Source organism: Dehalobacter sp. (assembly GCF_030063005.1).
In the GTDB taxonomy this organism is placed as follows: Bacteria; Bacillota; Desulfitobacteriia; order Desulfitobacteriales; family Syntrophobotulaceae; genus Dehalobacter; species Dehalobacter restrictus.
In genome coordinates this window covers 40,137-62,912 of sequence record NZ_JAPDHR010000027.1, presented here as the reverse complement: position 1 = coordinate 62,912, position 22,776 = coordinate 40,137, and the positions used below count along the sequence as shown (strand labels likewise).

The 22,776-nt window shown below is 47.2% G+C and carries 28 protein-coding genes; all 28 read left to right on the top strand.

Annotated elements, in window-relative coordinates:
- Positions 1–1,008, top strand: coding sequence for a flagellar motor switch protein FliG (gene fliG, locus OKX56_RS08830; protein ID WP_019226132.1), 1,008 nt, complete (start codon positions 1–3; stop codon positions 1,006–1,008).
- Positions 992–1,858 (top strand): FliH/SctL family protein, encoded by an 867-nt coding sequence (locus OKX56_RS08825; protein ID WP_019226133.1) that lies wholly within the window; start codon positions 992–994, stop codon positions 1,856–1,858. The genes fliG and OKX56_RS08825 overlap by 17 nt, the downstream gene beginning before the upstream one ends.
- On the top strand, positions 1,824–3,137 hold the full coding sequence (fliI, locus tag OKX56_RS08820; protein ID WP_019226134.1) for a flagellar protein export ATPase FliI: 1,314 nt from the start codon (positions 1,824–1,826) through the stop codon (positions 3,135–3,137). The genes OKX56_RS08825 and fliI overlap by 35 nt, the downstream gene beginning before the upstream one ends.
- Entirely contained in the window at positions 3,137–3,580 is a 444-nt protein-coding gene (locus tag OKX56_RS08815; RefSeq protein ID WP_019226135.1) for a flagellar export protein FliJ, read from the top strand. Before fliI ends, OKX56_RS08815 begins: the two co-directional genes overlap by 1 nt.
- 1 nt (position 3,581) lies before the next feature.
- Positions 3,582–3,797: a flagellar FlbD family protein gene (locus OKX56_RS08810; protein ID WP_019226136.1), complete on the top strand. Its 216-nt coding sequence runs from the start codon at positions 3,582–3,584 to the stop codon at positions 3,795–3,797.
- On the top strand, positions 3,787–4,224 hold the full coding sequence (locus OKX56_RS08805) for a flagellar basal body-associated FliL family protein (protein ID WP_019226137.1): 438 nt from the start codon (positions 3,787–3,789) through the stop codon (positions 4,222–4,224). The genes OKX56_RS08810 and OKX56_RS08805 overlap by 11 nt, the downstream gene beginning before the upstream one ends.
- A gap of 27 nt (positions 4,225–4,251) precedes the next feature.
- A complete protein-coding gene (gene fliM / locus OKX56_RS08800; protein WP_019226138.1) occupies positions 4,252–5,244 on the top strand; it encodes a flagellar motor switch protein FliM in 993 nt (330 codons plus the stop codon).
- Positions 5,237–6,424, top strand: coding sequence for a flagellar motor switch phosphatase FliY (gene fliY, locus OKX56_RS08795; RefSeq protein WP_019226139.1), 1,188 nt, complete (start codon positions 5,237–5,239; stop codon positions 6,422–6,424). The genes fliM and fliY overlap by 8 nt, the downstream gene beginning before the upstream one ends.
- A 17-nt stretch (positions 6,425–6,441) precedes the next feature.
- Positions 6,442–6,804 carry a response regulator gene (locus OKX56_RS08790; RefSeq protein ID WP_019226140.1) on the top strand — a complete coding sequence of 121 codons (363 nt, stop codon included), beginning with the start codon at positions 6,442–6,444 and terminating at the stop codon, positions 6,802–6,804.
- Between the two features lie 2 nt (positions 6,805–6,806).
- Positions 6,807–7,295, top strand: a complete 489-nt coding sequence (locus OKX56_RS08785) for a FliO/MopB family protein (RefSeq protein WP_019226141.1) — start codon at positions 6,807–6,809, stop codon at positions 7,293–7,295.
- The gene (gene fliP, locus OKX56_RS08780; protein ID WP_019226142.1) at positions 7,279–7,929 is read left to right on the top strand and encodes a flagellar type III secretion system pore protein FliP; all 651 of its coding nucleotides are present in this window, start codon (positions 7,279–7,281) and stop codon (positions 7,927–7,929) included. Before OKX56_RS08785 ends, fliP begins: the two co-directional genes overlap by 17 nt.
- A gap of 58 nt (positions 7,930–7,987) precedes the next feature.
- A complete protein-coding gene (fliQ, locus tag OKX56_RS08775; protein WP_423779586.1) occupies positions 7,988–8,236 on the top strand; it encodes a flagellar biosynthesis protein FliQ in 249 nt (82 codons plus the stop codon).
- A 23-nt stretch (positions 8,237–8,259) separates the two neighbouring features.
- Positions 8,260–9,039, top strand: coding sequence for a flagellar biosynthetic protein FliR (gene fliR, locus OKX56_RS08770; protein ID WP_019226144.1), 780 nt, complete (start codon positions 8,260–8,262; stop codon positions 9,037–9,039).
- A complete protein-coding gene (flhB, locus tag OKX56_RS08765) occupies positions 9,027–10,094 on the top strand; it encodes a flagellar biosynthesis protein FlhB (RefSeq protein WP_019226145.1) in 1,068 nt (355 codons plus the stop codon). Before fliR ends, flhB begins: the two co-directional genes overlap by 13 nt.
- Before the next feature lie 545 nt (positions 10,095–10,639).
- Positions 10,640–12,703 carry a flagellar biosynthesis protein FlhA gene (flhA, locus tag OKX56_RS08760; RefSeq protein WP_019226146.1) on the top strand — a complete coding sequence of 688 codons (2,064 nt, stop codon included), beginning with the start codon at positions 10,640–10,642 and terminating at the stop codon, positions 12,701–12,703.
- A complete protein-coding gene (gene flhF, locus OKX56_RS08755) occupies positions 12,704–13,894 on the top strand; it encodes a flagellar biosynthesis GTPase FlhF (protein ID WP_019226147.1) in 1,191 nt (396 codons plus the stop codon).
- A complete protein-coding gene (locus OKX56_RS08750) occupies positions 13,887–14,753 on the top strand; it encodes a MinD/ParA family protein (protein ID WP_019226148.1) in 867 nt (288 codons plus the stop codon). The genes flhF and OKX56_RS08750 overlap by 8 nt, the downstream gene beginning before the upstream one ends.
- A gap of 54 nt (positions 14,754–14,807) precedes the next feature.
- Entirely contained in the window at positions 14,808–15,458 is a 651-nt protein-coding gene (locus OKX56_RS08745; RefSeq protein ID WP_242837088.1) for a flagellar brake protein, read from the top strand.
- Between the two features lie 2 nt (positions 15,459–15,460).
- Complete coding sequence (locus OKX56_RS08740) at positions 15,461–16,057, top strand: chemotaxis protein CheC (protein ID WP_019226150.1); 597 nt, start codon at positions 15,461–15,463, stop codon at positions 16,055–16,057.
- On the top strand, positions 16,054–16,536 hold the full coding sequence (locus tag OKX56_RS08735; protein WP_019226151.1) for a chemotaxis protein CheD: 483 nt from the start codon (positions 16,054–16,056) through the stop codon (positions 16,534–16,536). The genes OKX56_RS08740 and OKX56_RS08735 overlap by 4 nt, the downstream gene beginning before the upstream one ends.
- The gene (locus tag OKX56_RS08730; RefSeq protein ID WP_019226152.1) at positions 16,536–16,952 is read left to right on the top strand and encodes a hypothetical protein; all 417 of its coding nucleotides are present in this window, start codon (positions 16,536–16,538) and stop codon (positions 16,950–16,952) included. The genes OKX56_RS08735 and OKX56_RS08730 overlap by 1 nt, the downstream gene beginning before the upstream one ends.
- A 15-nt stretch (positions 16,953–16,967) precedes the next feature.
- Entirely contained in the window at positions 16,968–17,720 is a 753-nt protein-coding gene (locus tag OKX56_RS08725) for a FliA/WhiG family RNA polymerase sigma factor (RefSeq protein ID WP_019226153.1), read from the top strand.
- Positions 17,721–17,819: 99 nt separating this feature from the next.
- Entirely contained in the window at positions 17,820–19,097 is a 1,278-nt protein-coding gene (locus OKX56_RS08720) for a flagellar hook-length control protein FliK (RefSeq protein WP_019226154.1), read from the top strand.
- A gap of 15 nt (positions 19,098–19,112) precedes the next feature.
- A complete protein-coding gene (locus OKX56_RS08715; RefSeq protein WP_019226155.1) occupies positions 19,113–19,589 on the top strand; it encodes a flagellar hook assembly protein FlgD in 477 nt (158 codons plus the stop codon).
- A 26-nt stretch (positions 19,590–19,615) separates the two neighbouring features.
- Positions 19,616–20,539, top strand: coding sequence for a flagellar hook-basal body complex protein (locus OKX56_RS08710; RefSeq protein ID WP_019226156.1), 924 nt, complete (start codon positions 19,616–19,618; stop codon positions 20,537–20,539).
- Between the two features lie 143 nt (positions 20,540–20,682).
- Positions 20,683–21,516, top strand: coding sequence for a flagellar hook-basal body protein (locus OKX56_RS08705; protein WP_019226157.1), 834 nt, complete (start codon positions 20,683–20,685; stop codon positions 21,514–21,516).
- Between the two features lie 2 nt (positions 21,517–21,518).
- Positions 21,519–21,926 carry a flagellar basal body rod protein FlgB gene (gene flgB / locus OKX56_RS08700; protein ID WP_019226158.1) on the top strand — a complete coding sequence of 136 codons (408 nt, stop codon included), beginning with the start codon at positions 21,519–21,521 and terminating at the stop codon, positions 21,924–21,926.
- Positions 21,927–21,957: 31 nt separating this feature from the next.
- Positions 21,958–22,737 carry a flagellar hook-basal body protein gene (locus tag OKX56_RS08695; protein WP_019226159.1) on the top strand — a complete coding sequence of 260 codons (780 nt, stop codon included), beginning with the start codon at positions 21,958–21,960 and terminating at the stop codon, positions 22,735–22,737.
- Positions 22,738–22,776 lie beyond the last annotated feature (39 nt).

Sequence of the window (22,776 nt, the reverse complement as noted above, 5' to 3'; positions counted from 1 at the left end):
ATGAGCAGCGGAATTTTTACGGGATTACAAAAAGCGGCAGTACTACTGATTACCTTGGGCCCGGAAAGATCTTCGGAAATCATAAAATTTCTTTCGGAGCCGGAGATCGAACAGCTTACGCTGGAAATGTCCAATATGCGCAAGGTGTCTGAGGAACAAAGGGACTCGGTGATTGATGAATTTCATAAAATGTGTCTGGCCAGCAATTACATCGCGCAAGGCGGCATTGAATATGCCAGGGATGTCTTAGAACGGGCTTTGGGACAGCAAAGAGCGTTTGATATTATTGGACGTTTGTCCTCTTCGCTGAAGATGCGTCCGTTTGACATTGTTCGCCGTACGGATGCCAAACAGTTGTTTTCTTTTATTCAGGGCGAGCACCCGCAGACGATTTCTTTAATTATGACGCACCTTCCGTCGGACAAAGCGGCTACGATTTTAGGGAGCCTGCCTCAGGACCTCCAGGCTGAAGTCACGAAAAGGATTGCTCTGATGGGAAGAACAAGTCCGGAAGTACTGAAAGAAATAGAGAAGGTCCTTGAAAATAAAATCTCCAATCTTGCCCCGACCGATTATACATCTTCAGGCGGGATGCAGTCTGTCGTCGATATGCTTAACCGGACGGATCCCGGTACGTTAAAAACGGTCATGGACGTTCTGGAGATGGATGATCCCGATCTTGCCGAACAGATTAAGAGGCAGATGTTTGTGTTTGATGACGTCATCCTACTTGACGACCGTTCTGTTCAGCTGGTGCTACGTGAAGTGGAGACCAAGGATCTTGCCTTGGCGCTAAAAGGTTCCAATGAAGATGTCACGCAGAAGATTCTCGCGAATATGTCCAGTAGGTCTGCCGGTATGCTGAAGGAAGATATGCAGTTTATGGGCCCCGTTAGGCTGCGTGAAGTGGAAGAGGCTCAGCAGAAGATTGTCAAAGTAATTCGTAAGCTGGAGGAAGCTGGAGCGATTGTGATCTCCAGAGGTGGTGCAGATGAAATTATCTATTAAGACCTCGGTTCTGAAGAGCAAAGTTATTGAAATTTCTTCTCCGCGGATTCTGGAGTCACCTGACCCGGAGAAATACAGAAATAGGACGAATGTTTATGATACCACGTCGTCCCTGGCCGTAATGTCCGTATCGGAAGAACGTATGGTCATGGAGCAGTGTGTAACTGAAACGGCTGCGCTTCCAGAGGAAGACTGGGGACCGGAGGTATCCGATATCCTGGCGAAAGCCAGGGCTGAAGCGGATGAGCTGATTGCCGAAGCAAAAAAAACATCGGCTCAAATCATTGAAAACGCTCGGAAGGAAAGCGAAGCCTTAACTACCGCGTACCAGGAAAAAGCCAAAAGTGAGATTGCAACCGTCGCTTACACGGAAGGTTACAATAAAGGGCTCGACGAAGCTCAGTCTCAAGCGGACGTGATTACCCGGCAGGCCAAAAACTATCTGGAGATGGCCCAAAAGGTTCTGGCGGATGAATTCAACAAAGCAGACAGGGAATTAGCAGACCTTTGTCTGAAGATTTGCAGCAGAATTATACATACCTCATTGGATATCAATCCGGAAATTCTTTTAGGTCTCATCAAGAATCTTACCCTGCTGCCCAGTGATAAACAGAGTATTAAAATTCACCTGTCCGGCAGAGATTGGGAGTGGTACAAAGAGCTTCCGGCGGAGAGCAAACCGGGCTATTTGGTCATTGTCGATGAAACGCTCAAGGGCGGTGATATTTTTCTGGAATGTTCAGAAGGGATATTTGACGCCCGGATAGATATGCAGTTGGAAAAGATAGAGAAATACATCAGGGAGGGGTTGAAGTATGGCCGACTGGAAGACGCTGGCCCGGAAGATTGAACAATACGAGCCTATTTCAGCCTGGGGATTAGTCTCTAAAATCAGCGGCCTTCTGGTTGAGGCGGACGGCCCGAGGGTCAGCGTCGGGAAATACTGCCATATTATGGCTTCCGGCTCCAAAGCAATCCCTGCTGAGGTTGTCGGCTTCAGAGGAACAAAGACCCTGTTTATGCCGCTCGGGGAATTGGAAGGCGTAGCCCCCGGTGATAAGGTGGTCCCCCAGGATGAAACGCTGAATGTCAAAGTGGGGCCTGGATTGCTGGGTAGGATCCTGGACGGACTTGGACAGCCGCTTGATGGAAGATCTTTGAATACGGATCAAGCTTATCCGCTTCATAATAGGCCTCCCAGCGCGCTGCTTAGACCGCGTATTCGTGAGCCTCTGAACGTTGGCGTCAGAGTCATCGACGGACTGCTGACCATGGGCAGGGGTCAAAGAATGGGTATATTTGCCGGGTCAGGTGTCGGCAAAAGCACCCTTTTAGGGATGATGGCCCGGAATTCGGAGGCTGATGTAAACGTGATTGCGCTTGTTGGGGAACGCGGACGAGAGTTGCGGGATTTTATGGAGAAAGATCTCGGCGAAGAGGGTTTATCCCGGTCTGTAATCATCGTCGCGACATCGGACCAGCCTGCTCTCGTCAGACTGAAAGCCGCCTTTACGGCAACTGCGGTCGCCGAGTATTTCCGCGACAAAGGGAAGAATGTGCTGTTCATGATGGATTCCGTGACCCGCTTCGCGATGGCCCAGCGGGAAATAGGCCTGACCGTCGGGGAACCTCCGGCAACCAGGGGATATCCTCCCTCCGTATTTGCTATGCTGCCAAAACTTTTGGAAAGAGTTGGTTTATCGGAGAAAGGAAGTATCACAGGGATCTATACCGTCCTTGTTGATGGTGATGATCATAATGAACCCATTGCAGATGCTGTAAGAGGAATACTGGACGGCCATATTGTTTTGACCAGGGAGCTGGCGTCAAAAAATCATTATCCGTCTATCGACGTCCTGCAATCCATCAGCCGCTTAATGAACGATGTTGCGGATCCCCGGGTCCAGGAACTCGCCGGGAAAATCCGGGAACATCTTGCAGTCTACCGTGAAGCCAAAGACTTGATCGACATCGGTGCCTATGTGGCGGGAAGCAGCAGCCGGATTGACCAGGCTATCAAATATGATGAAAAGATACGCGCTTTCGTCTGTCAGAATACAAATGGAAAATGCAGCTTTGCCGAAATGCTGAGCTTCATGCAAAATGTTTTTGAAGAGGACGGTACGTGATGCCTTTCAAATTTCGGCTGGAGGCTTCTCTCCGGCTGGCCGAGCAGGAAATGGATATCGAGCAGGGCTTACTGGCGCAGGAGCTTAGAACGCTGCGCGAGGCGGCTGAACAAAAGGATCTCCAGGCGCAGCTTCTGAACGCGGCCTTGGAGAAACAGAAAATAGCTTGTCTTGAAGAGCCGCAGATGCTGAGTCTCTGGCAAAGATACTGTTATGATCAAAGGAATATTTTACTGAAGCGGGAAAAAGAAGTCGAAGAACAAAATATTCGGGTCGAAAAACAAAGGGAAAAGCTGCTGGAATGCCGAATTAAAACAGAAAAATACAAAAGGCTTAAAGAAAAGAAAATAAGACTTTTTCATATAGCGGAATTAAAGAAAGAACAGACTGAGATTGATGAAATCGCCCAGAACCTCAGAGGCTGGAAAACACAGGAGGATTGATGTGATTTTTTTGACAAGACTGAACAACAAAGAATTTACCATAAATCCCGACTTGATTGAGACGGCGGAAGCTACTCCCGACACGGTCATTACACTGACCACTGAAAAGAAGTACGTCGTCAAAGAATCCATCGATGAGCTCATCGAAAAGATTGCAGCATTTCGAAGACGCTGTCATCCAGAATTCAGAGGAGGAACCCGCAGTAATGAAAATTAAAAGCATTGTCGTGCCCCTTATCTTTATGGTCATTGGAGCCGGGCTTGGCGTAGGCGGCATGATTGTTAAAGATAAAATCTTTCCTGGTTCCGCTTCAGGCACCGCGCAGGTCGAAAAAAAAGATACGGAGGAAGTCGGACCGCTGATCGAAATGGAAGAGGAATTCATGATCAACCTCGACGGAGGTGGAATGGTCAAGACGAATATTGTGCTGGAAGGCGCAAACAAAAAATCTGCAGAGAAGATCACTGAAAAAGAAATATTCTTGAGAGACCGTATCATTTCTGTGGTTGGATCAAAAGGAATTGACGATATTCGGACAAATGAAGGACGTGAAAAACTCAAAAAGGAGCTGCTGACCGAGTTGAATGACGTCTGCGGCGACCAGATCAAAGAAGTGTTGTTTAAAAATTTCATTTATGATTAAAACATAATTTTAAGGAGGAGGGATTGGATGGGTGAAGTATTATCCCAGGCGGAAATCGATGCTTTACTAAATGCGTTATCGGACGGCTCAGTTGATGAAGAAACCATCAAAATGTCCAGCCCTCATAAAATAAAAGTTTATGATTTTAAAAGGCCCAACAAGTTTTCCAAAGGGCAGCTGAACTCCTTGCTGAATATTCATGAGAATTTTTGCCGTTCACTGGCGACTTTTCTGGCTGGGAACATGCATACTGCCGTGGATGCCAAAGTGCTGTCTACCGAGCAGGTGACGTATGATGAATTTATCCGTTCTTTGCCCTATCCGACGATCCTTGGAATTTTCAGCATGCCGCCGCTGGAAGGAAATGGACTGCTTGAACTTAGCCCTTCGCTGGCCTTCATTCTGGTGGACAGACTGCTTGGCGGTCATGGTGCGGAACCGGCCAAAAATCGTGATCTGACTGAAATCGAACGTAAAATCATTGTCAGCCGGCTCGGCAAGATCGTTCAATTAATGGGGGAAGCCTGGGCTGAAATTTTTGAAGGGAATCCTCAGCTGGTTAATGTGGAGACAAATTCCCAATTCACCCAGATTGTTGCTTCAAACGAAATGGTGGTTGTTGTAACCATGGAGGTGAAGATTGAAGAACAATCGGGGATGATCAATGTTTGTCTTCCATATATTGTTATGAAGCCGATTTTAGAAAAACTGAATAATCTGCTGCTGTTCTCGTCCGGAGGAAAGGTCATATCATCCGCAGAGAGAGAACTGATCCGGCAAAAGATTGAATGGGCCAAAGTGCCGATGAAAGCCATTATCGGTAAAGCCCAGATTACGATACAGGATCTGATCAATCTGGAACGGGGGGATGTGATCCCTCTGAATCAGGGCATCAAGGATCCTCTCTCCGTCTACGTCGGGGAATACATTAAATTTAAGGGAATGCCTGGTTTATTCGGAAACAAAATGGCAGTACAGATTACTGAGGTCATAAAAAAAGGGGGGAATGAGGATGGGTAACGGAATGCTTTCGCAGGAGGAGATAGATGCCTTGCTGTCCGGTTCGATGGATATCGATTCCCATGAGGCCGACGAGCCTGTTTCCCGCAGCAGCCAGCATATTGAGCTTACTGATATGGAAAAAGACGCTATGGGAGAAATTGCGAATATATCGATGGGGACAGCAGCAACGACGCTATCTCAGCTTGTTGGAAAGCGCGTTGAGATAACTGCTCCAAAAGTTGATTTGACCACAGCAAAGAAAGTATTTGAAGATTATCCCGTGCCGCATGTACTGATTGATGTCAAATATACAAAAGGGATTGAAGGATCCAATATGCTGGTTCTTTCCCGAGAAGATGGTTCCATTATTGTGGATTTGATGATGGGAGGAACCGGCAAGAATCCGACAAATGAACTGTCCGATATCCAATTAAGCGGCATTTCAGAAGCGATGAATCAAATGATGGGGTCAGCGGCCACATCCATGTCCACGGTGTTTAATTCCGTTGTGGATATTACACCACCCCGCGTTATCGTAGCGGAGAAGGACGAGGAGGCCTATGAATTAAGCAAGAATCTGAATGCCGATGAATTATTGATCAGAGTATCTTTTAGAATGATCATTGAAGGAATTATTGACAGCGTTCTGATTCAGGTACTTCCGTTTGACGTCGCCAAAGGCATGGCCGATAAGCTTCTGGGACAAATGTACACGGCATCGGCTCAGGAAACAGTACCGGAGCCGATGCCCCAGTATACTGCACCGTCCGACCCGGTACAGCTTGAGCCGAATATTCCGAGACCTCAGGCTCCGCCACCTTTGCCAATGGAAACCAAATGGCAGCCGCCCGTGGATTTCCCCTCCCCGAAGGTCCAGCCGACCTTTGTGCAGCCGGCGCAGTTTGCACCGCTTTCTTCAGGGGGGCTCGCAAGTCTACCGAACAATTTAGGATTGATTTATGATGTTCCGCTTCAGGTCAATGTTGAACTTGGTAAAGCAATAAAAACCATTAAGGAGATCCTGGACTTGGGTCCCGGATCCGTCGTTGAACTTGATCGCCTGGCAGGTGAACCGGTTGATATGATTGTCAACGGAAAACTAATTGCCAAATGTGAGGTTGTCGTGATCAACGAGACCTTTGGTATCCGTATCACAGAAATTGTGAATCCAAATGAAAGAATTGACACATTAAACTAGATCGAGGAGGAAGAATCGTGAGTAGAACAGTTTTGCTTGTTGATGACGCTGCTTTTATGAGAATGATGCTCAAGGATATCCTGGTCAATAATGGTTATCAGGTTGTTGGTGAGGCAGAAAACGGGAGGGTTGGAGTCGATAAATACATGGAGCTGAAACCGGATATTACGGTTATGGACATTACCATGCCCGAAATGGACGGGCTTCAGGCTGTAAAAGAGATCAGAACCAAGGATCCGCAGGCCAAAGTCATCATGTGCAGTGCAATGGGTCAGCAGGCCATGGTTATTGAAGCCATCCAGTCCGGAGCAAAGGATTTCATCGTCAAGCCCTTCCAGGCGGAAAGAGTGCTTGAAGCGATCGCCAAGGCGCTGAAATAGCCATGAACGATTATGATAAACTGCCTTATCCCGGTGCTTCAGGAGCTGCGGGATCAGCGGTAACCCCAACGGAAGCTTTTTCCTGGCCCGGTCTGATCGGGATGATTGTGGTTTTTCTGATTATTCTTGTCGTGGCCTTATGGCTGATCAAACGGCTGAACCGTTTCTCCATGCGGAGTATCCAGTCTCCGTGGGTAAGGGTCCTTGACCGGCAGGTTTTAAACGGCCAGCAGGCACTGTACCTGGTCGAAATAGCCGGGAAGATCCAGGTTCTCGGTGGGACGGACCATCATATTACAAAGGTGGCTGAGATCGATGATTTGGATGTGGCGGCTGAAATTCTTGATGAAATTGCACGACAACCGCAAGAAAAAATGGATGAATGGATGTCCGTGATCTGGAAGAAGTTAAAAAAGAAACAAAAGAATGAACCGTTTTCTGCTGAACTTGAGAGATTTCTCAAGGAGGAAAAAAATGAACATTACACTTGATGCAGGCCAGACCGGCTCTGCCGTTCAGATCCTTTTACTTGTTACGGTCCTTTCCTTTGCACCGGCTATTCTGGTATTAATGACTTCTTTCACCCGAATTGTTGTCGTTTTATCTTTTGTCCGTAATGCGCTGGGAACACAAACGCTGCCTCCTACCCAAGTCATTATCGGACTTTCCTTGTTTCTGACTTTTTTTGTCATGATGCCAACGTTCAACGAGATTAATACCCATGCGCTTCAGCCTTACATGAAAACCCAGATTACCAAGGAGGAAGCCTTGGACAAGGCCGAACAGCCGCTGCGAACGTTTATGTTCAAACAAACCAGAGAAAAAGATCTGGCGTTGTTTGTGAATATGGCCAAAATAGAGCAGCCCAAAACGTATGGGGATATCCCCACGTATGTTTTAATCCCGGCTTTTGTCATCAGTGAATTGAAGACGGCTTTCCAGATGGGTTTTGCGATTTTTATTCCTTTTATTATTATTGATATGGTTGTATCGAGCACGCTGATGTCGATGGGGATGATGATGCTACCTCCGATGATGATTTCCCTGCCGTTCAAGATATTGCTGTTTGTTTTGGTTGACGGATGGTCATTGGTGGTGAAGTCTCTGGTTTCAAGTTTCAGTTAAAGGGTCCCAAGAAATTTGCCAGAGGTGAAACGGAATGTCTGAAAATCAAATTCTTGCGATGGCTAAAGAAGCCATAGCGGTAGCAGTCATTGTTGGCGGACCGATCCTGGCCGTGAGCTTGCTTATCGGCCTTGTTGTTAGTGTCTTCCAGGCTATGACGCAAATACAGGAGCAAACGCTGTCCTTTATTCCAAAATTATTGGGTGTTGCCGTGATTCTGCTTATCCTGGGTCCTTGGATGCTCAATGTGATGACCACTTACACGGCAACGCTCTTTACGGAGATTGCCAAATATGCCCGGTATTAAAGCGGTCCAATGGAGGACGTAACTTGAACCTGTCTGATTACTTACAGTGGAATCTTATTTTATTTATGCTTATCTTTTCCCGCTGGGCAGGAGTGGTCATGCTTGCGCCGGTGTTCGGTGCCAAAGGCGTTCCGGCGATGATAAGACTTGGTCTCGCCGCAGGGCTGTCAGTCGTTGCCTATCCGCTGATTCAAGCCCAAAACCCCATGATACCGAATGAATGGATTCCGCTGATCGGAGTACTGGTGAAGGAGATACTCCTGGGGCTGACGATGGGATTCATTATCAGCTTGCTTACGATGGCTATGCAGGGAGCCGGGCAGCTGATTGATTTTCAGCTCGGGTTTATGACCGGAAACATTGTTGATCCGATCAATGGTATGCAAAGCCCGATGACAGGAAGTTTCCTAGCTTTGCTGGCGACCATGCTTCTTCTGGCTACCAATTCCCACTACTATATCATTGCTGCGGTGACCAGAAGTTATGAATTTCTGCCGATTAATCCTTCTGGTGTGAACTACGGCGCAGCATTCTTTATAGACATTACCGGGAAGGTCTTAAGTTTATCGCTGCAGATTGCGATGCCGATCTTTGGTGCCATCTTACTGGCCGATGTCGGTATCGGCCTTTTAGCGAAGACCGTACCCCAGCTTAATATATTTTCTGTGATATTCCCAGTAAAGATCATCTTTGGCCTCGCCATGCTGTACTTGATGATTACTTTCTTTGGTGATACGGTATCGCGGGTTTTTGATGTTACGATGCAGTGGTTTTTTGAACTGTTGAGGGGGTGGCGTACATAGCAGAAAAAAGGTTCCCGGCGACTCCTAAAAAAAGGCAGGAAGCCCGTAAAAAAGGCCAGATACTGAAGAGTCAGGAACTGACTTCGGCCGTAATGCTTCTGGCTATCGTCGGTTTGCTGAAAATGTGGCTGCCGAATGTGTTTCAAAGATTAGCCAACATTTTTACGTACACAGCAAATTTTTCCGGGGACTGGAATCTTCAGTCCCTCTGGAAGGTTGTTATCGATATTTCCTGGCAGTGCCTGCTGATTCTGGCTCCAGTATTTGCGGCTGCGCTGGTGGTCGCATTTGCTGTAAATATCCTGCAGACGGGACCGGTATTCATTACCGAACCTATGATTCCGAAATTCTCGAGGATGAATCCTGTTGAAGGGGCCAAGAGGATGTTCGGGCTGAAGGCCCTGGTCAATTTGGTCAAGTCTTTATTCAAAGTACTGGTAATCGGTTATTTTCTTATCGATATCATTCGCAAAAACATGGATGTATTTCCGGCGCTGCAAGGGGCTGAAGTCGGGCAGTCCGTCATTTTTTTAAGCGGATTGTTGTTTGAAATGGCCTGGAAGATCGCGCTGGCCTTTCTGGTGATTGCGTTTGCAGATTTCCTTTATCAATGGTGGGATTATGAGAAAAACCTTAGGATGTCCCAGGAAGAAATCAAAGAAGAATACAAACAAACGGAGGGAGATCCGCTCATCAAGGGTCAGATTAAGAAGCGCCAGCGCATGATGGCTATGCGCCGAATGATGGAGGACCTGAAGCAGGCAGATGTCGTCATTACAAACCCGACGCATTATGCAGTCGCCTTAAAATATGATACAGCCAAATATCCTGCTCCCTATGTCGTCGCCAAAGGGCAGAATGAAATAGCTTTAAGAATCAGGGCGGTTGCGGAAGAAAACAATATTGTGATTATGGAAAACAAGCCTTTGGCCAGATCGCTTTATTCCCAGGTTGAGCTGGGACAGGTTGTGCCGGGGGAGCTATACAAGGCGGTCGCCGAAGTCCTCGCGTTTGTCTTCCGTCTCAACAAGAAGAGACGATCCTATTCCGCGTAGCGGGAGCTGGCACCATTATGTCGGGGCAAGTCTGCGTGCCACAATTCCGCTTTCGGCCGTTGTGCCATCCATGGCACAAAAGGCCGCGTTGCGCCATCCAGGCTCCGCTCGCCGCGGAACTGTGGCACGCAGACTGATCTTATGCTTATTATAGGGTCTAGCTTTTTTGCCCCGAATTGAACGTAAGCTCATTCACGCAGGTTTGTATGCCATTGTGGAATTATGTACTTGCAGACCTATTCCAAACTATGAGAACATGCAAACAGTAAACTTCTTGAAGGAATACCCAAACAAAGATAGCTTCAGAGATAGGTCTCCGTGATATATAGCCAGCGTCAGCGGAGCATGGAGTGCGCAGCGCGGCCTTTTGACGGCCACGGATGGCCTAATGTCGCGGTGCCACGGATGGCAAGGAGCGACGCGTCAGGAAGACGCAACGGCCGAGAGCGGCTATATATCACGGAGACTTACCCCAAAAGTTTTTTTGAATGGATCCAAGGATCATTTTTGAAAACACAGAATTAAGTAAAGGAGGATACGGCAGAATGGCGACGACAACTCGCGCGGGCAGATTAGCAAGAAATACGGATATTATCGTAGCCATCGGCATCGTCGGCATTATTGTCGTCATGGTCCTTGGCGTGCCCGCAGGCTGGCTTGATTTTCTTATCACCTTGAACATTACCGGGTCAGTCCTGATTCTTCTGCTGGCTGTCTTCACGAAGGACCCGCTGGAGTTTTCCGTACTGCCTTCTTTACTGCTGACCATGACACTGTTTCGACTGGCCCTGAACCTTTCCACCACAAAACTGATTTTGCTCGAGGCTCACGCGGGGCAGGTCATTCAGCAGTTTGGACAGTTTGTTATCCAGGGAAATCCGGTTGTCGGTTTTATTGTGTTCTGCATCCTAGTCGTGGTACAGTTTATGGTCATTACCAAAGGTGCGGAGCGCGTATCCGAAGTCGGGGCACGCTTTACCCTGGATGCGATGCCCGGAAAACAGATGAGCATCGATGCCGATCTGAACGCCGGCATCATCACGGATCAGGAAGCCAGGACCCGAAGACTCAATATCCAGCAGGAAGCGGATTTTTACGGCGCGATGGACGGGGCCAGCAAGTTTGTCAAAGGGGATGCCATTGCGGCAATTATTATCCTGCTGATTAACATTATCGGTGGCTTTATTATCGGGATGGTAACCAAGGGCATGGCGGTCACCGACGCGCTATACACCTATACGCTGCTGACGATCGGAGACGGTCTGGTAACCCAGATCCCGGCACTGCTTATTTCCACAGCCACAGGTCTCATCGTGACAAGAGCCGCATCGGACAGTAATCTTGGCCAGGATCTAGCCAAACAGCTCTTCAGGACGCCAAAGGCGCTCTATATTACTTCCGGGGTATTGATAGCCCTTGCTATTTTTGGTATGCCTCGGGTACCCATGCTGATGTTTGCCGCAGCTACTGCCGGCATGGGTTACTATCTTCAGCGCAGCACTGCTCAGGCAGCCAAAATAGAATCGGCGGCGGCGGTTAAAAACGATATGGATGAGACCAAGAAGCCTGAAAATGTGATGAATATGCTTGGAATGGATCATATGGAGCTGGAGATCGGCTATGCGCTGATTTCGCTGGTTGACGCCGGTCAGGGAGGGGATCTTTTGGACAGGATTATTCTGATCCGCAAGCAGCTGGCTGGGGAACTTGGATTTATCGTTCCGGTGATCAGGGTCAGGGATAATATGAACCTGCAGCCGAATCAGTATACGATCAAACTGAAAGGCGCTGAGGTTGCTTCCGGGGAATTGATGACCGATCATTACCTAGCTTTCAGCGGGGGGATCGAGGATGATTCCATCCAGGGCGTTCCGACCAAAGAACCGGCCTTTGGCCTTGATGCCAAATGGATTAATGCGTCGGTCAGAGAGCAGGCAGAACTTTCCGGATATACCGTCGTCGATGCACCGACAGTACTCGCGACCCATCTGACGGAAATTCTTAAAACGCATGCCCATGAGATTATCAGCCGGCAGGATGTGAAGAAGTTAATGGACCATGCCAAGGAACAGTCGCCGGCAGTCGTTGAAGAGCTTATTCCTGACCTGCTCAGCCTGGGGCAGGTTCAGAAGGTGCTCAGCAATCTGCTGCGGGAAAGGGTATCGGTCAGAGATCTGGTGACGATCCTGGAAACGCTCGCGGATAGTGCTCCTTTGACAAAAGATATCGACAGGCTTACCGAACATGTCCGGCAAGGCTTGGCCCGCCAGATTGTACAGCCCTTCCTGAATCCTCAAAAAAAATTGCCGGTACTCACGCTTGAACCGAGGATTGAGCAGATGATTTTAGATAACCTTCGTCCTTCGGACTATGGCAGTTACGTAAATATTGATCCGAATGTTTTGCAGAAGCTCTTAAAAAAAATAGGTGCCCAAGTGGAAAAAATCATGCTGCAGGGACACAATCCCGTAATGTTGTGTGCTCCTGTGGTCAGGATAAGTTTAAAAAGAATGACAGAGCGTCAGCTTCCTCACCTGGTCATCTTGTCTTATAATGAACTTGTACAGGGAATAGAGGTTCAGGCTCTTGGAATGGTGGTGTTGGATTAAATGAGGGTGAAACGGTTCATCGGTGACAATGTGGCGGATACAATGGGGAAGATCAAACGGGATCTTGGGTCGGAGGCAGTGATTCTGCAGACCCGCCAAATTAAAGAAGGCGGATTCCTGGGTTTTTTTGCGCGTACAAAAGTGGAAATTACCGCAGCGATTGAAGATAGGCAGCCGAACCATGCCGCGATGAACCCAGCGGAGGAGGAACCTGTCAAGGTCGTTAATACGGATGCGATAAAGAAGGCCTATGAAGCTTACAGAGAAAAAGAAAATGAAAACACGAGAGAGCAGCGTATTTCCTATGATGCCCAGTCCGAAATCAAACAAATGCACACGATTCTGAAAGAAATCAAAGGGCATATCACCAAAGGGGACGTAAGCATCAGTGCCGAATCCAAACCTTACTCTGACTGGATCCATTTTATGACGGATAGAGGGGCCAGCAGAGAAACTGCCGCTGAACTGCTCGAGCCTATTAAAAACGATCTTGCCGAAGATCAATGGAAAAATAATGTGAAAGTATTTGAACTGTTGGAAAATCAAGTAGAGCGGCTATGTTCAAATACCGAAGTTATCAGGCCCAGCAAATCCAGGACATTGGTGGTCGCGATGGTAGGACCTACCGGAGTCGGGAAAACAACAACCATTGGGAAGCTTGCGGCAGGTTTCAGCATCATTGAAAGAAGAAAGGTCGCGCTGATAACAGCCGACACATTCAGAGTAGCGGCAGTGGAACAACTCAGAACTTTCGGAGAAATCATCGGTGTTCCGGTTGAAGTCGTTATGACGCCGGAAGGGTTAAGAGAAGCGATTGACATCCATGCCGACAAAGAGCTTATTTTTATTGATACAGCCGGACGCAGTCCACAGCACGATCTTCATATGGATGAATTGGAAGCTTTTCTGGACAAGGCAAAACCTGATCTGACAATGCTTGTCATGAGTGTTACGACCAACCTGGCTGACCAGATGAAAGTCTATGAAAGATTTAAAAAATTATCCACGCATCTGATCTTAACGAAGCTGGATGAGAGCTTTTCTCTCGGTTCCATACTTGATCTCTTGGCAAAAACCAATTTGCCTGTTGCTTATTTAACAAACGGACAGAATGTCCCGGATGATATTGATGCAGCTACTTCCGAGAAACTTACCCGGTACGTTCTTGGGGAGGAAAATCCATATGTATGACCAGGCCAGTACACTCCGGCAGATGGCGAGTGAAAGAGAAGTTACGGTACCAAAAAATATGCGGGTCATTGCAGTCAGCAGCGGGAAAGGCGGTGTGGGCAAAACCAGTTTTGTGGTGAACTTGGCCCTTGCTCTGGCTGAATACAATTACAAGGTGATCATTCTGGACGGTGATCTCGGGCTGGCTAATGTTGATGTCGCTTTTGGGATCACGCCGAAATACAATATTAAGCACCTGCTGACCGGCGAAAAAAGAATTGAAGATATTCTTTACCCGATTGGCAAAGGAATCAAAGTATTGCCTGGAGCATCCGGGATGGTAGAGCTCGCCAATTTGGACAGGGGACAGCTGAAAAATGTTCTTGTTAATCTTGGCCGTCTCGAAAAAATGGCGGATATTCTGCTGATTGATACCGGAGCTGGTTTAGGACATACCGTATTGAACTTTATCAGTGCTGCGGACGATGTCATTCTCGTTCTGACGCCGGAGCCGCCTTCCATGACCGATGCTTATGGGCTGATCAAATCAATCAAAAGCCCGACCGGAAAAGTGAATCTCAACATTGTGGTGAATCGGGTCAAGAGTGAGGAAGAAGCCAGGCAGGCCTATGAAAGACTGGAGCATGCGGTTACGAAGTTTTTGGGTATGCCCATCAGTTTATTGGGATGGGTTTACGACGATCCGTCAGTCGGGCGCTCCGTGATGGAACAAAAGCCGGTTGGGCTATTGGATCCTCAAAGTTATGCTTACCGATGCGTCCAATGGATTGCAGGAAATGTTGCGGGCGTATTTATGCAGCCTCCGACTCAAAACAGCGGGATTAGAGGATTTATTTCTTCTCTGTTGAAATTAAAATAACGTCTTTTGTCAAACGAAAATGATATGCCTGGTCAGAGCGCTATTTGGGGAGTGATGAAGGTGCTCTATAAAGACAAAATCTATGAGGGCTTAAGTGTCCAGATCGTAGTCCCTGAAGGAGAATATCAAGGCAGATATAAGACCAGGGTTGAAGAGGTTGGGCAAAAAATCATAACAATCGGGGTACCGGTTGTTGATGGTCAGTTTATTCCGCTCAGAGAGGGAACCGCGTTGGAAGTTGTATTTGTCGACGATCTGTCGGCGTATTCCTTTTCGACCGTTCTGATTAAAAGGTTTTCTGTGCCTATTCCAACGTTTATCATTGAATTTCCGGAAAAGATATTCAAAGTTCAAAGAAGAAAATATGTCAGGATCCAAGTCGTCAGTCCTCTTCAATATAGGACCGTGGAAAAAGAAGGTTTAGGGATTGAGCAGAAAGGATTTATGCATGATTTAAGCGGCGGCGGTTTGCTTTTTCAGACAAAAGGGTGTGTACCCGAAAAAACGCTGGTCGTAGTGGAACCTGTCATTGGGGATACGGCGATGCAGATTCCGGCAATAGTCGTTCGTTGCGTGAAAGAAGAAGAAAAAAATGCTTTCCTGGTTTCAGCGGAATTTTATGAGATTTCTGAAAGAATGCGTGATAAAATCATTTCCTATGTTTTTGAGCTGCAACGAGAGATGCGTAAGAAAGGATTGGTTTGAACATGGAGATATCTGCAATCAGGCTGGAAGCCTTTAAGGAAATTGGGAATATAGGTTCCGGGCATGCGGCAACATCACTTTCTAAGCTGCTGCAGGCAAGAATAGATATGTCCGTTCCGAAAGTTTGGCTTGTGCCACTCGAAAAGCTTAACGAGGCGCTTGGTGAGTATGATACGGTCCAGGTGGCCCTTTATCTTAAAGTTGAAGGTGATGCCCCCGGAAAGGCCATATTTGTCCTGCCGACTGAAAGCGCCAGGGTTATTGCCCAGAAATTGCTTGCGCTTCCGGAACGCCCGGATATTTTTGAGGACGAAATGGCGCAGTCGGCACTGCAGGAAGTCGGAAATATTCTGGTTAGTTCCTTCGTGATTGCATTATCCAAGTTTTCCGGAGTTTTTCTTCAGCCGTCCGTTCCGGCCATGGCCATCGACATGGTCGGCGCGATGATTGACGGTGTCCTGCTGGAAGAAGGGATGATCGATGACGACGTTTTGATCATAGATACGAAATTATCCGGAGTTAAAGAGGTGGAAGGAAAATTTTTCTTTATTCCGAATAAAGGTTCACTTGATAAATTATTAGGAGTATTCGGTATATGAGCAAGATGATCGTTGTAGGGATGGCTGATTACAAAGTAGGAAGAGCGCCTGACAAGCTGATGACGGCCGGCCTGGGTTCGTGTATCGGGATATGTGTCTATGATCCGTCAACCCAGATCGGAGGAATGGCCCATATCATGCTTCCAAGCTCTTTGGAGAGCCTTCAGGGCAATCCGGCAAAGTATGCTGATACGTGCCTGGCCATGATGCTTGAGGAAATGCTTAAGTTAGGGGTCATGAGATCGAGACTCAAAGCCAAAATGGCCGGCGGGTCTCAGATGTTTTCGTTTGGGAATAAGGCACCGCTCTTGAAAATCGGAGAGCGCAACGCGCAGGCAGTGGAACAGGAATTAAAGAAGGTCGGGGTTCCTCTGCTCGTCTATGACGTTGGCGGCAGCTTCGGGCGGACGATCACTTTTGATATTCAATCTGGCGATTTGCATGTGAGAACGATTAACCATGGGGAAAAGGTGATCTAATGGTGGAGTCTGATAAAAAACTTGAAGAAAACGCATTCAGACTGTCAGTTGTCAGCGCCGGAATTGTTCTGGTGTTTTCCATCTTCAACGGTTATCGTTATCCTGCTATTATACTCCGAACCATACTGGCTTTTTTATTTATTTATCTTTTAGGCAAAGGGCTTATTCTATTATGGAACGGAGTTGCTCCTCCGGTTAAAGAAGAAAAACCGTCTTCCAGAATCGATATCTTCCTAGGGGATACTGAAAGTCAGGACGATAACGCTCCCTACGAGACGGGGCAGCCGAAAGAGAGCCTTCAGTCACTGAAAAAACGGGTTCCGGGCCAAATCAACAACCAGATGATGGATCATTTGCCGGATGCAGCGGCCAGAGCGGAGATTGTCAGAAAAATGGGCTGGAGTGATGATCAGTAAGGAGGTGTAAGCCGCATGTATCAAGGACAATATAATACACCCAAACAAGCTGTATGGACAGAAGAGCATTTAGAGAAATTCCTGCCGCTCGTGAAGAGGATTGCAGGTCGGCTGGCGATGTCACTGCCGGAACATATTGATCAGGAAGACTTATTCGGTTACGGCGTATTTGGATTACTGGATGCGCTTCAGAGATTTGACCCTTCCCGCAGCGTGAAATTTGAAACGTACGCAACGTTAAGAATCAGGGGTTCGATCATCGACGGATTAAGATCGATGGATTGGGTTCCGCATTCGGCCCGTCAGAAGGTTAAACAGGTTACCCAGGGTTATGCTCAGCTGGAAAACCAGCTCGGACGCAGCCCAACACTGGAAGAAGCAGCCCGGCATCTGGATATTTCCGTTGATGAATTGAATGCGACCTTGCTGCAGGGACAGTATATGACACTTGTATCGATCGAAGATGCCAATTTCCATGATAACGAGGACATTACCGGTTCACCTCTTGATTTGATCATCGACCCGAGCTCGCAGGATTCGTTCGGCCAGATCGAAAAAGAGGAGCAGAAACAAATTTTGACAGAAGCCATTGAGAAATTATCAGAGAAAGAGAAGCTGGTGATCGCTTTATATTACCGGGAAGAGTTGACTTTAAAAGAGATATCGGCGGTGATGAACTTATCGGAATCGCGGATCTCCCAAATTCATTCTCAAGCCATCTTACGGTTACGGGGCTATCTCGGGAGACAGAAAAAAAATATTTTTTAAACCATTTTTGAGGACAAAATGGTTTTTTTATTTGACAGACACTAAAGTCCGGACGAAAGTTTGCCGATATATTGAATAGCAGTACAAGGAGGTGAAAGGATGAATGTAGTTTTGACGCCTGTCAATGTTGAAGGAGCAAAAACGGATTCTGCAGCAGGAAAAGAAGGGAAGGGCATTGACCAGAACAACCTTCTGTTTGCGCTTTTTATGCAGAATTTGGATCCTTCCAGCAAGGCTGATGAACAAACGCTTGGAGAAGTGGCGGGAGATCGTTCGGATTCCAATTCCGGAGAAGACACCGTTTCTGACGGGATGGCTTCGGAACTGGGCACATATCTGCAATTTCTTCAAAATTTATTTCCGGCTGGCATGGAGGCCACTTCCGGATCAAACGGAGACCAAAATAGTTCCCGGGTATCAGGTTCAGCGTTAAAAGAAAGCAATGCTGCCTGGATGATGCTTGAACAAGCCTTGAAAGAGGTTCTATCCTCATCAGCAGGGCAACCCGATAAGATTATGGCTAAGGGTGAAGGTTTGCACCTTGGGAATTACCTGAAGGCTTTCGGACTAAAAGGGATTTCTAGTTCAACAGCCAATTCTCTCGATCCAGCGGAGTTGGATGATATAGTAGGTTATTTAAAAGAACTTTCTGGGGAAATTATTTCACAGAAAAACCAGAATAATCAAGCAACAAACGTTTTTAATACGAATGCGAAGCTGCTTAACTGGCTGTCCGATAAATTATCTCTGATTCAAGATAAGTACGGAGCAGACAATTTGGACACGGCAGTCCAGGATAACCTAACCGGTGTGGCAGCGGCCGATGACGCTCAAAACCACGCGATGGACAGCATGATAGACCCCAACCAGATCTTTGGTTCGGGAGACAAGACCGATGCGGCGCTTTCCGGTTCAATGACGGATTTAAGCAGTGGGAAAGCAGGATCGCTTAGTGCAAATTCGGTCTGGAACCAGGTTTTGGACATTCTGAACAAACAGGGTCTGAATTCTCGAGAGATTAAGGAGCTCACCATTCAGTTGCAGCCGCAGGATCTTGGAAAGCTGAATGTATCGATGAAGCTGGAGAATGGGCAGCTGCATCTGGTCCTTAATGCTTCTGAGCAGGCTACGGGATCTTTGCTCCAGAACAATCTGCAGGACCTTCGGAACGGTCTTGCCCAGATCGGTGTTTCGTGCGGAACGCTGGAAATGGGCTACCGTCAGAATGACCAGCAGTCTTCACAGGACAGGAGCAATTACCGCAGTCAGCAGGAGACAGCCTTAACCCTTCAAGAAGAGGCAGGCGGTATTTTGCCGGTGTTTACTTCTTACCTGACTTCAAATATACAGGGCAATCGCATTAATGTCAGTGTCTAAAACGAGGAGGAAACGATGGCAAGCGTTTATCATGTAGCCGGTTCGACGACGGATACAACCAAACCCACAGACACCAAAAGCAGTACCGACAATGCAGCTTTGGATAAACAGGCTTTTCTTCAGCTTTTGATTGCTCAGTTGAAAAACCAGGATCCAATGTCTCCGATGGACAATTCCCAGTTTGTTGCCCAGCTTGCTCAGTTCAGCTCTCTGGAACAAATGGGCAATATGGCAACGGCGATTGATGAATTGAAGGAAAGTATGGTTACGTTAAACAGCCAATCGCTGCTTACCCAAGGTGCTGCGATGATCGGCAAAGAGGTTGTCGGGCAAATCACGACCGATGGGAAAACAGAAAAAATCACGGGAACAATCTCCTCAGTTAAATGGTCGGAGGGTTCTTTAACACTGATGATCGGCGACCAAGCGCTGGGTATGGAAGATATTCTGGAAATAAGAGAAGCCGGAACCGCTGATCCCGTTACGGAATAAAAAATAATTATTGGAGGTAGCGCCTTATGATGCGTTCATTATATTCAGCCATTACCGGTCTGAAAAATCATCAAACCAGTATGGACATCATCGGTAATAATATTGCGAATGTGAATACTGCCGGTTATAAAAGGCAGAGGGCCAGTTTTGCAACGATGCTCGGCCAGCAGATCCGCGGAGCTTCCGCGCCGACAACAACGATGGGGGGGACGAATGGCGTCAGCATCGGTTTAGGCAGCATCCTTGGTTCTGTGGATAAAGTCATGGGCCAGGGCAGTTCACAATATACGGGAAAAGCCACCGACATGATGATCCAGGGAGAAGGAATGTTTGTCTTGAATACCGGGACCAACAATGTGTACACCCGCGTTGGTAATTTTGATTTTGATAAAGACGGCACTTTAATTAATGTGGGAACCGGCGCTAAGGTTCAGGGGTATACCAGTGTCTGTGCTGTTACTGCAGGAAACGCGACCACAGCGGCTGTGGTTACCCCTGATGCGGCTAATCCGTGGGGAAATCCTCCTGTTCCGAATGGCATCAAGTTTAAGCTTGGTGAAACGCTTACCGGAGATACAGATTATACCTTGTCGAGCTATAGCATCGGTCAGGATGGTGTCGTTACGGGCGTTTATTCCGACGGAATATACTCGGTAACGAAGGCGATGTTTAAAATCGCCATTGCGACATTCCCGAATCCGGGTGGTTTAACTGCAGAAGGAAATAACTATTACTCCGAGAGCAATAACTCCGGACCTGCCGCTATCGATTCGCCGGGAGCAAAGGGCCGCGGGATGATTATCCCGAATTACCTGGAAATGTCCAACGTTGACCTTTCCCAGGAGTTTACGGACATGATCGTGACCCAACGCGGGTTCCAGGCCAATTCCAGGGTTATCACGGTATCCGATACGCTTCTGCAGGAACTGATCGACTTGAAGCGGAACTAATAATCCAGCTATGAATGGTATATGTAGTAAAAAGATGTAATCAAAAGATTAAAGGAATTTAGGCTTTTACAGAGAATTAGATGTTTAAACATTTATGAGCTTGAATGTTATTTTGCGACGAAAGAGTAAAAGGAGTAAAGGATATGCAGGTATCCACAGAATATCTCCGTACCCTGCAAAGCAGAATAGACCGGGTCGGTAATAACATGGCCAATAATCTGTCTTCAGGGTTTAAAGCGCAGCTGCTCTCCGTTGAAGAAGGCTATGATGCGCAGGATTACAGCAATACAATAGCTCTGTATGGTGGTGTGCCGGGAAGCGGAAAACCGGTTTTGAATATTAATCTCTACACCGGAAACCGGTTTGATTTTAGCCAGGGTAACCTTGCGAATTCAGGTAATGATTTTGACATGGCTATTGTCGGGGATGGTTTTTTTCAGGTTAGAATGCCGAATGGACAGCTAGGGTATACACGCGCAGGAATTTTTAGCAAGGACGGTGCGGGTAACCTAGTAAATAACCAAGGTATGCTGCTTGAGCCGCGGATTACTATACCCGGGGATGTTTCAGAGATCAGTATAGATGATAAAGGGATTATCAGTGGTGTAAAAATAGCCACATCAGAAGAGGATACAGAGTACTCTTCTGATGATCAGAATTCTAATGATGAAGAAAGCCAGGACAATAGAGTTCAATTAGGTAAAGTGCTGCTTTTTCGATTTGCTAACCCTAATGGTTTGGAACACACAGGCAATAATATTTTCCTGTCTACCGATGCTTCAGGTAAAGCAGTTGAAGAAGTCCCAGGTGAGGACGGCTGTGGAATTATTAAGAGTGGTATGCTGGAAAAATCCAATGCCAATTTGTTAAGCTCGATGACGGATCTGATCCAGATTCAAAGAGCCTATCAGGTGGAATTAAGGCTAAGGCAGGATCAAGATGAGATGACGGTTCAAACTATTGCGATGAGGAGATGAGTATGGCAGGTTGGCTGGATAGTCCGATTTTTAATTTACTCGAGGGCGGGTTGGATGGACTCGGACTGCGTCAGCGTGTCTTAGCCGACAATATTGCTAATAATGACACGCCCGATTTTAAAAGATCAGATGTTAGTTTCGATAAAATCCTGCAGGCCACGATGGACAGCATGAACAATACAGCAGCAGTATCCGGTACAGAGCCCGGCCATATCCCTATTATCGGGACAGGGCTGACTTCAGACGGCTTTGTAGTTAAGGATGAGAACACCACCTACCGCAATGACGGAAATAACGTGGATATTGACCTCGAAATGACCAGGCTTGCAGAAAATACGCTTCAATACAATTCATTATCCAGGATGCTGACGATGCATCTTTCCATGCTGAAACAGGCAATTCAAGAATAGCTATCCAAGAATAAACGTTCGTTGGAGGGGCGTGAGTTTTTTGCTCAGAGGATTATATACAGCAGCTTCAGGTATGATTATGAATAACCAACAGAGTGAGGCAATAGACCGGAATCTTGAAAACATGAACAATCCCGGTTATCTCGAGGAAAGTGAAAGAGTCACTTCATTTCCGCGTCTGCTGGTCAGCAGGCTTACCCCTTCTACGACCAGTGATAAGCCTTCGGAAAATGTTCCACTGGGAATCATGGGAACGGGTGTCTACGCGGAGAAAGTCTTATACAGCACAGAACCCGGTTTGATCCGGGAAACCGGGAATATGACTGATGTGGCGCTTAACGGTGACGGCTTTTTCGCCATTGAAACGCTTGACGGGGAACGTTATACCAGAAACGGACATTTTCAGGTTGATCCTTCCGGCATGCTCAGAACAGCAGGCGGTAATCTTGTTCTTGGTCAAAATGGAGCAATCGGCCCTTTGCCGGACGATTTCACCATTCTGCAGGATGGAACAATTATCAGTACTGAGAGCAGCCAGGTCATAGACAGACTTACAATTGTGAACATCCCTGCGGAAGATCTGGATCGTGACGGACTTACGAGTCTTTATAACAGCCAGAATCAGCCTACGGAGATACCACCGAAAAACATCCGGGTTGAACAAGGTTTTATTGAGGAATCAAACGTCGACCTAAATGCGCAAATGGTCAAAATGATTCAGGTAACGCGCTCGTATTCAGCGAATCAAAAAGTGGTCCAAACCAATGATGAAATTTTACAGAAAGCCGTCAATGAAATAGGAAAGGTCTAACCGGCTTCTAAAAAGTAGAAACGTGTAAGAGGTGATTAC

Coding starts and splice junctions, on each gene's coding strand:
- fliG (WP_019226132.1), top strand. CDS start 1: ATGAGCAGCGGAATTTTTACGGGATTACAAAAAGCGGCAGTACTACTG.
- OKX56_RS08825 (WP_019226133.1), top strand. CDS start 992: ATGAAATTATCTATTAAGACCTCGGTTCTGAAGAGCAAAGTTATTGAA.
- fliI (WP_019226134.1), top strand. CDS start 1,824: ATGGCCGACTGGAAGACGCTGGCCCGGAAGATTGAACAATACGAGCCT.
- OKX56_RS08815 (WP_019226135.1), top strand. CDS start 3,137: ATGCCTTTCAAATTTCGGCTGGAGGCTTCTCTCCGGCTGGCCGAGCAG.
- OKX56_RS08805 (WP_019226137.1), top strand. CDS start 3,787: ATGAAAATTAAAAGCATTGTCGTGCCCCTTATCTTTATGGTCATTGGA.
- fliM (WP_019226138.1), top strand. CDS start 4,252: ATGGGTGAAGTATTATCCCAGGCGGAAATCGATGCTTTACTAAATGCG.
- fliY (WP_019226139.1), top strand. CDS start 5,237: ATGGGTAACGGAATGCTTTCGCAGGAGGAGATAGATGCCTTGCTGTCC.
- OKX56_RS08785 (WP_019226141.1), top strand. CDS start 6,807: ATGAACGATTATGATAAACTGCCTTATCCCGGTGCTTCAGGAGCTGCG.
- fliP (WP_019226142.1), top strand. CDS start 7,279: ATGAACATTACACTTGATGCAGGCCAGACCGGCTCTGCCGTTCAGATC.
- fliQ (WP_423779586.1), top strand. CDS start 7,988: ATGGCTAAAGAAGCCATAGCGGTAGCAGTCATTGTTGGCGGACCGATC.
- flhA (WP_019226146.1), top strand. CDS start 10,640: ATGGCGACGACAACTCGCGCGGGCAGATTAGCAAGAAATACGGATATT.
- flhF (WP_019226147.1), top strand. CDS start 12,704: ATGAGGGTGAAACGGTTCATCGGTGACAATGTGGCGGATACAATGGGG.
- OKX56_RS08750 (WP_019226148.1), top strand. CDS start 13,887: ATGTATGACCAGGCCAGTACACTCCGGCAGATGGCGAGTGAAAGAGAA.
- OKX56_RS08745 (WP_242837088.1), top strand. CDS start 14,808: ATGAAGGTGCTCTATAAAGACAAAATCTATGAGGGCTTAAGTGTCCAG.
- OKX56_RS08740 (WP_019226150.1), top strand. CDS start 15,461: ATGGAGATATCTGCAATCAGGCTGGAAGCCTTTAAGGAAATTGGGAAT.
- OKX56_RS08735 (WP_019226151.1), top strand. CDS start 16,054: ATGAGCAAGATGATCGTTGTAGGGATGGCTGATTACAAAGTAGGAAGA.
- OKX56_RS08730 (WP_019226152.1), top strand. CDS start 16,536: ATGGTGGAGTCTGATAAAAAACTTGAAGAAAACGCATTCAGACTGTCA.
- OKX56_RS08725 (WP_019226153.1), top strand. CDS start 16,968: ATGTATCAAGGACAATATAATACACCCAAACAAGCTGTATGGACAGAA.
- OKX56_RS08720 (WP_019226154.1), top strand. CDS start 17,820: ATGAATGTAGTTTTGACGCCTGTCAATGTTGAAGGAGCAAAAACGGAT.
- OKX56_RS08715 (WP_019226155.1), top strand. CDS start 19,113: ATGGCAAGCGTTTATCATGTAGCCGGTTCGACGACGGATACAACCAAA.
- OKX56_RS08710 (WP_019226156.1), top strand. CDS start 19,616: ATGATGCGTTCATTATATTCAGCCATTACCGGTCTGAAAAATCATCAA.
- OKX56_RS08705 (WP_019226157.1), top strand. CDS start 20,683: ATGCAGGTATCCACAGAATATCTCCGTACCCTGCAAAGCAGAATAGAC.
- flgB (WP_019226158.1), top strand. CDS start 21,519: ATGGCAGGTTGGCTGGATAGTCCGATTTTTAATTTACTCGAGGGCGGG.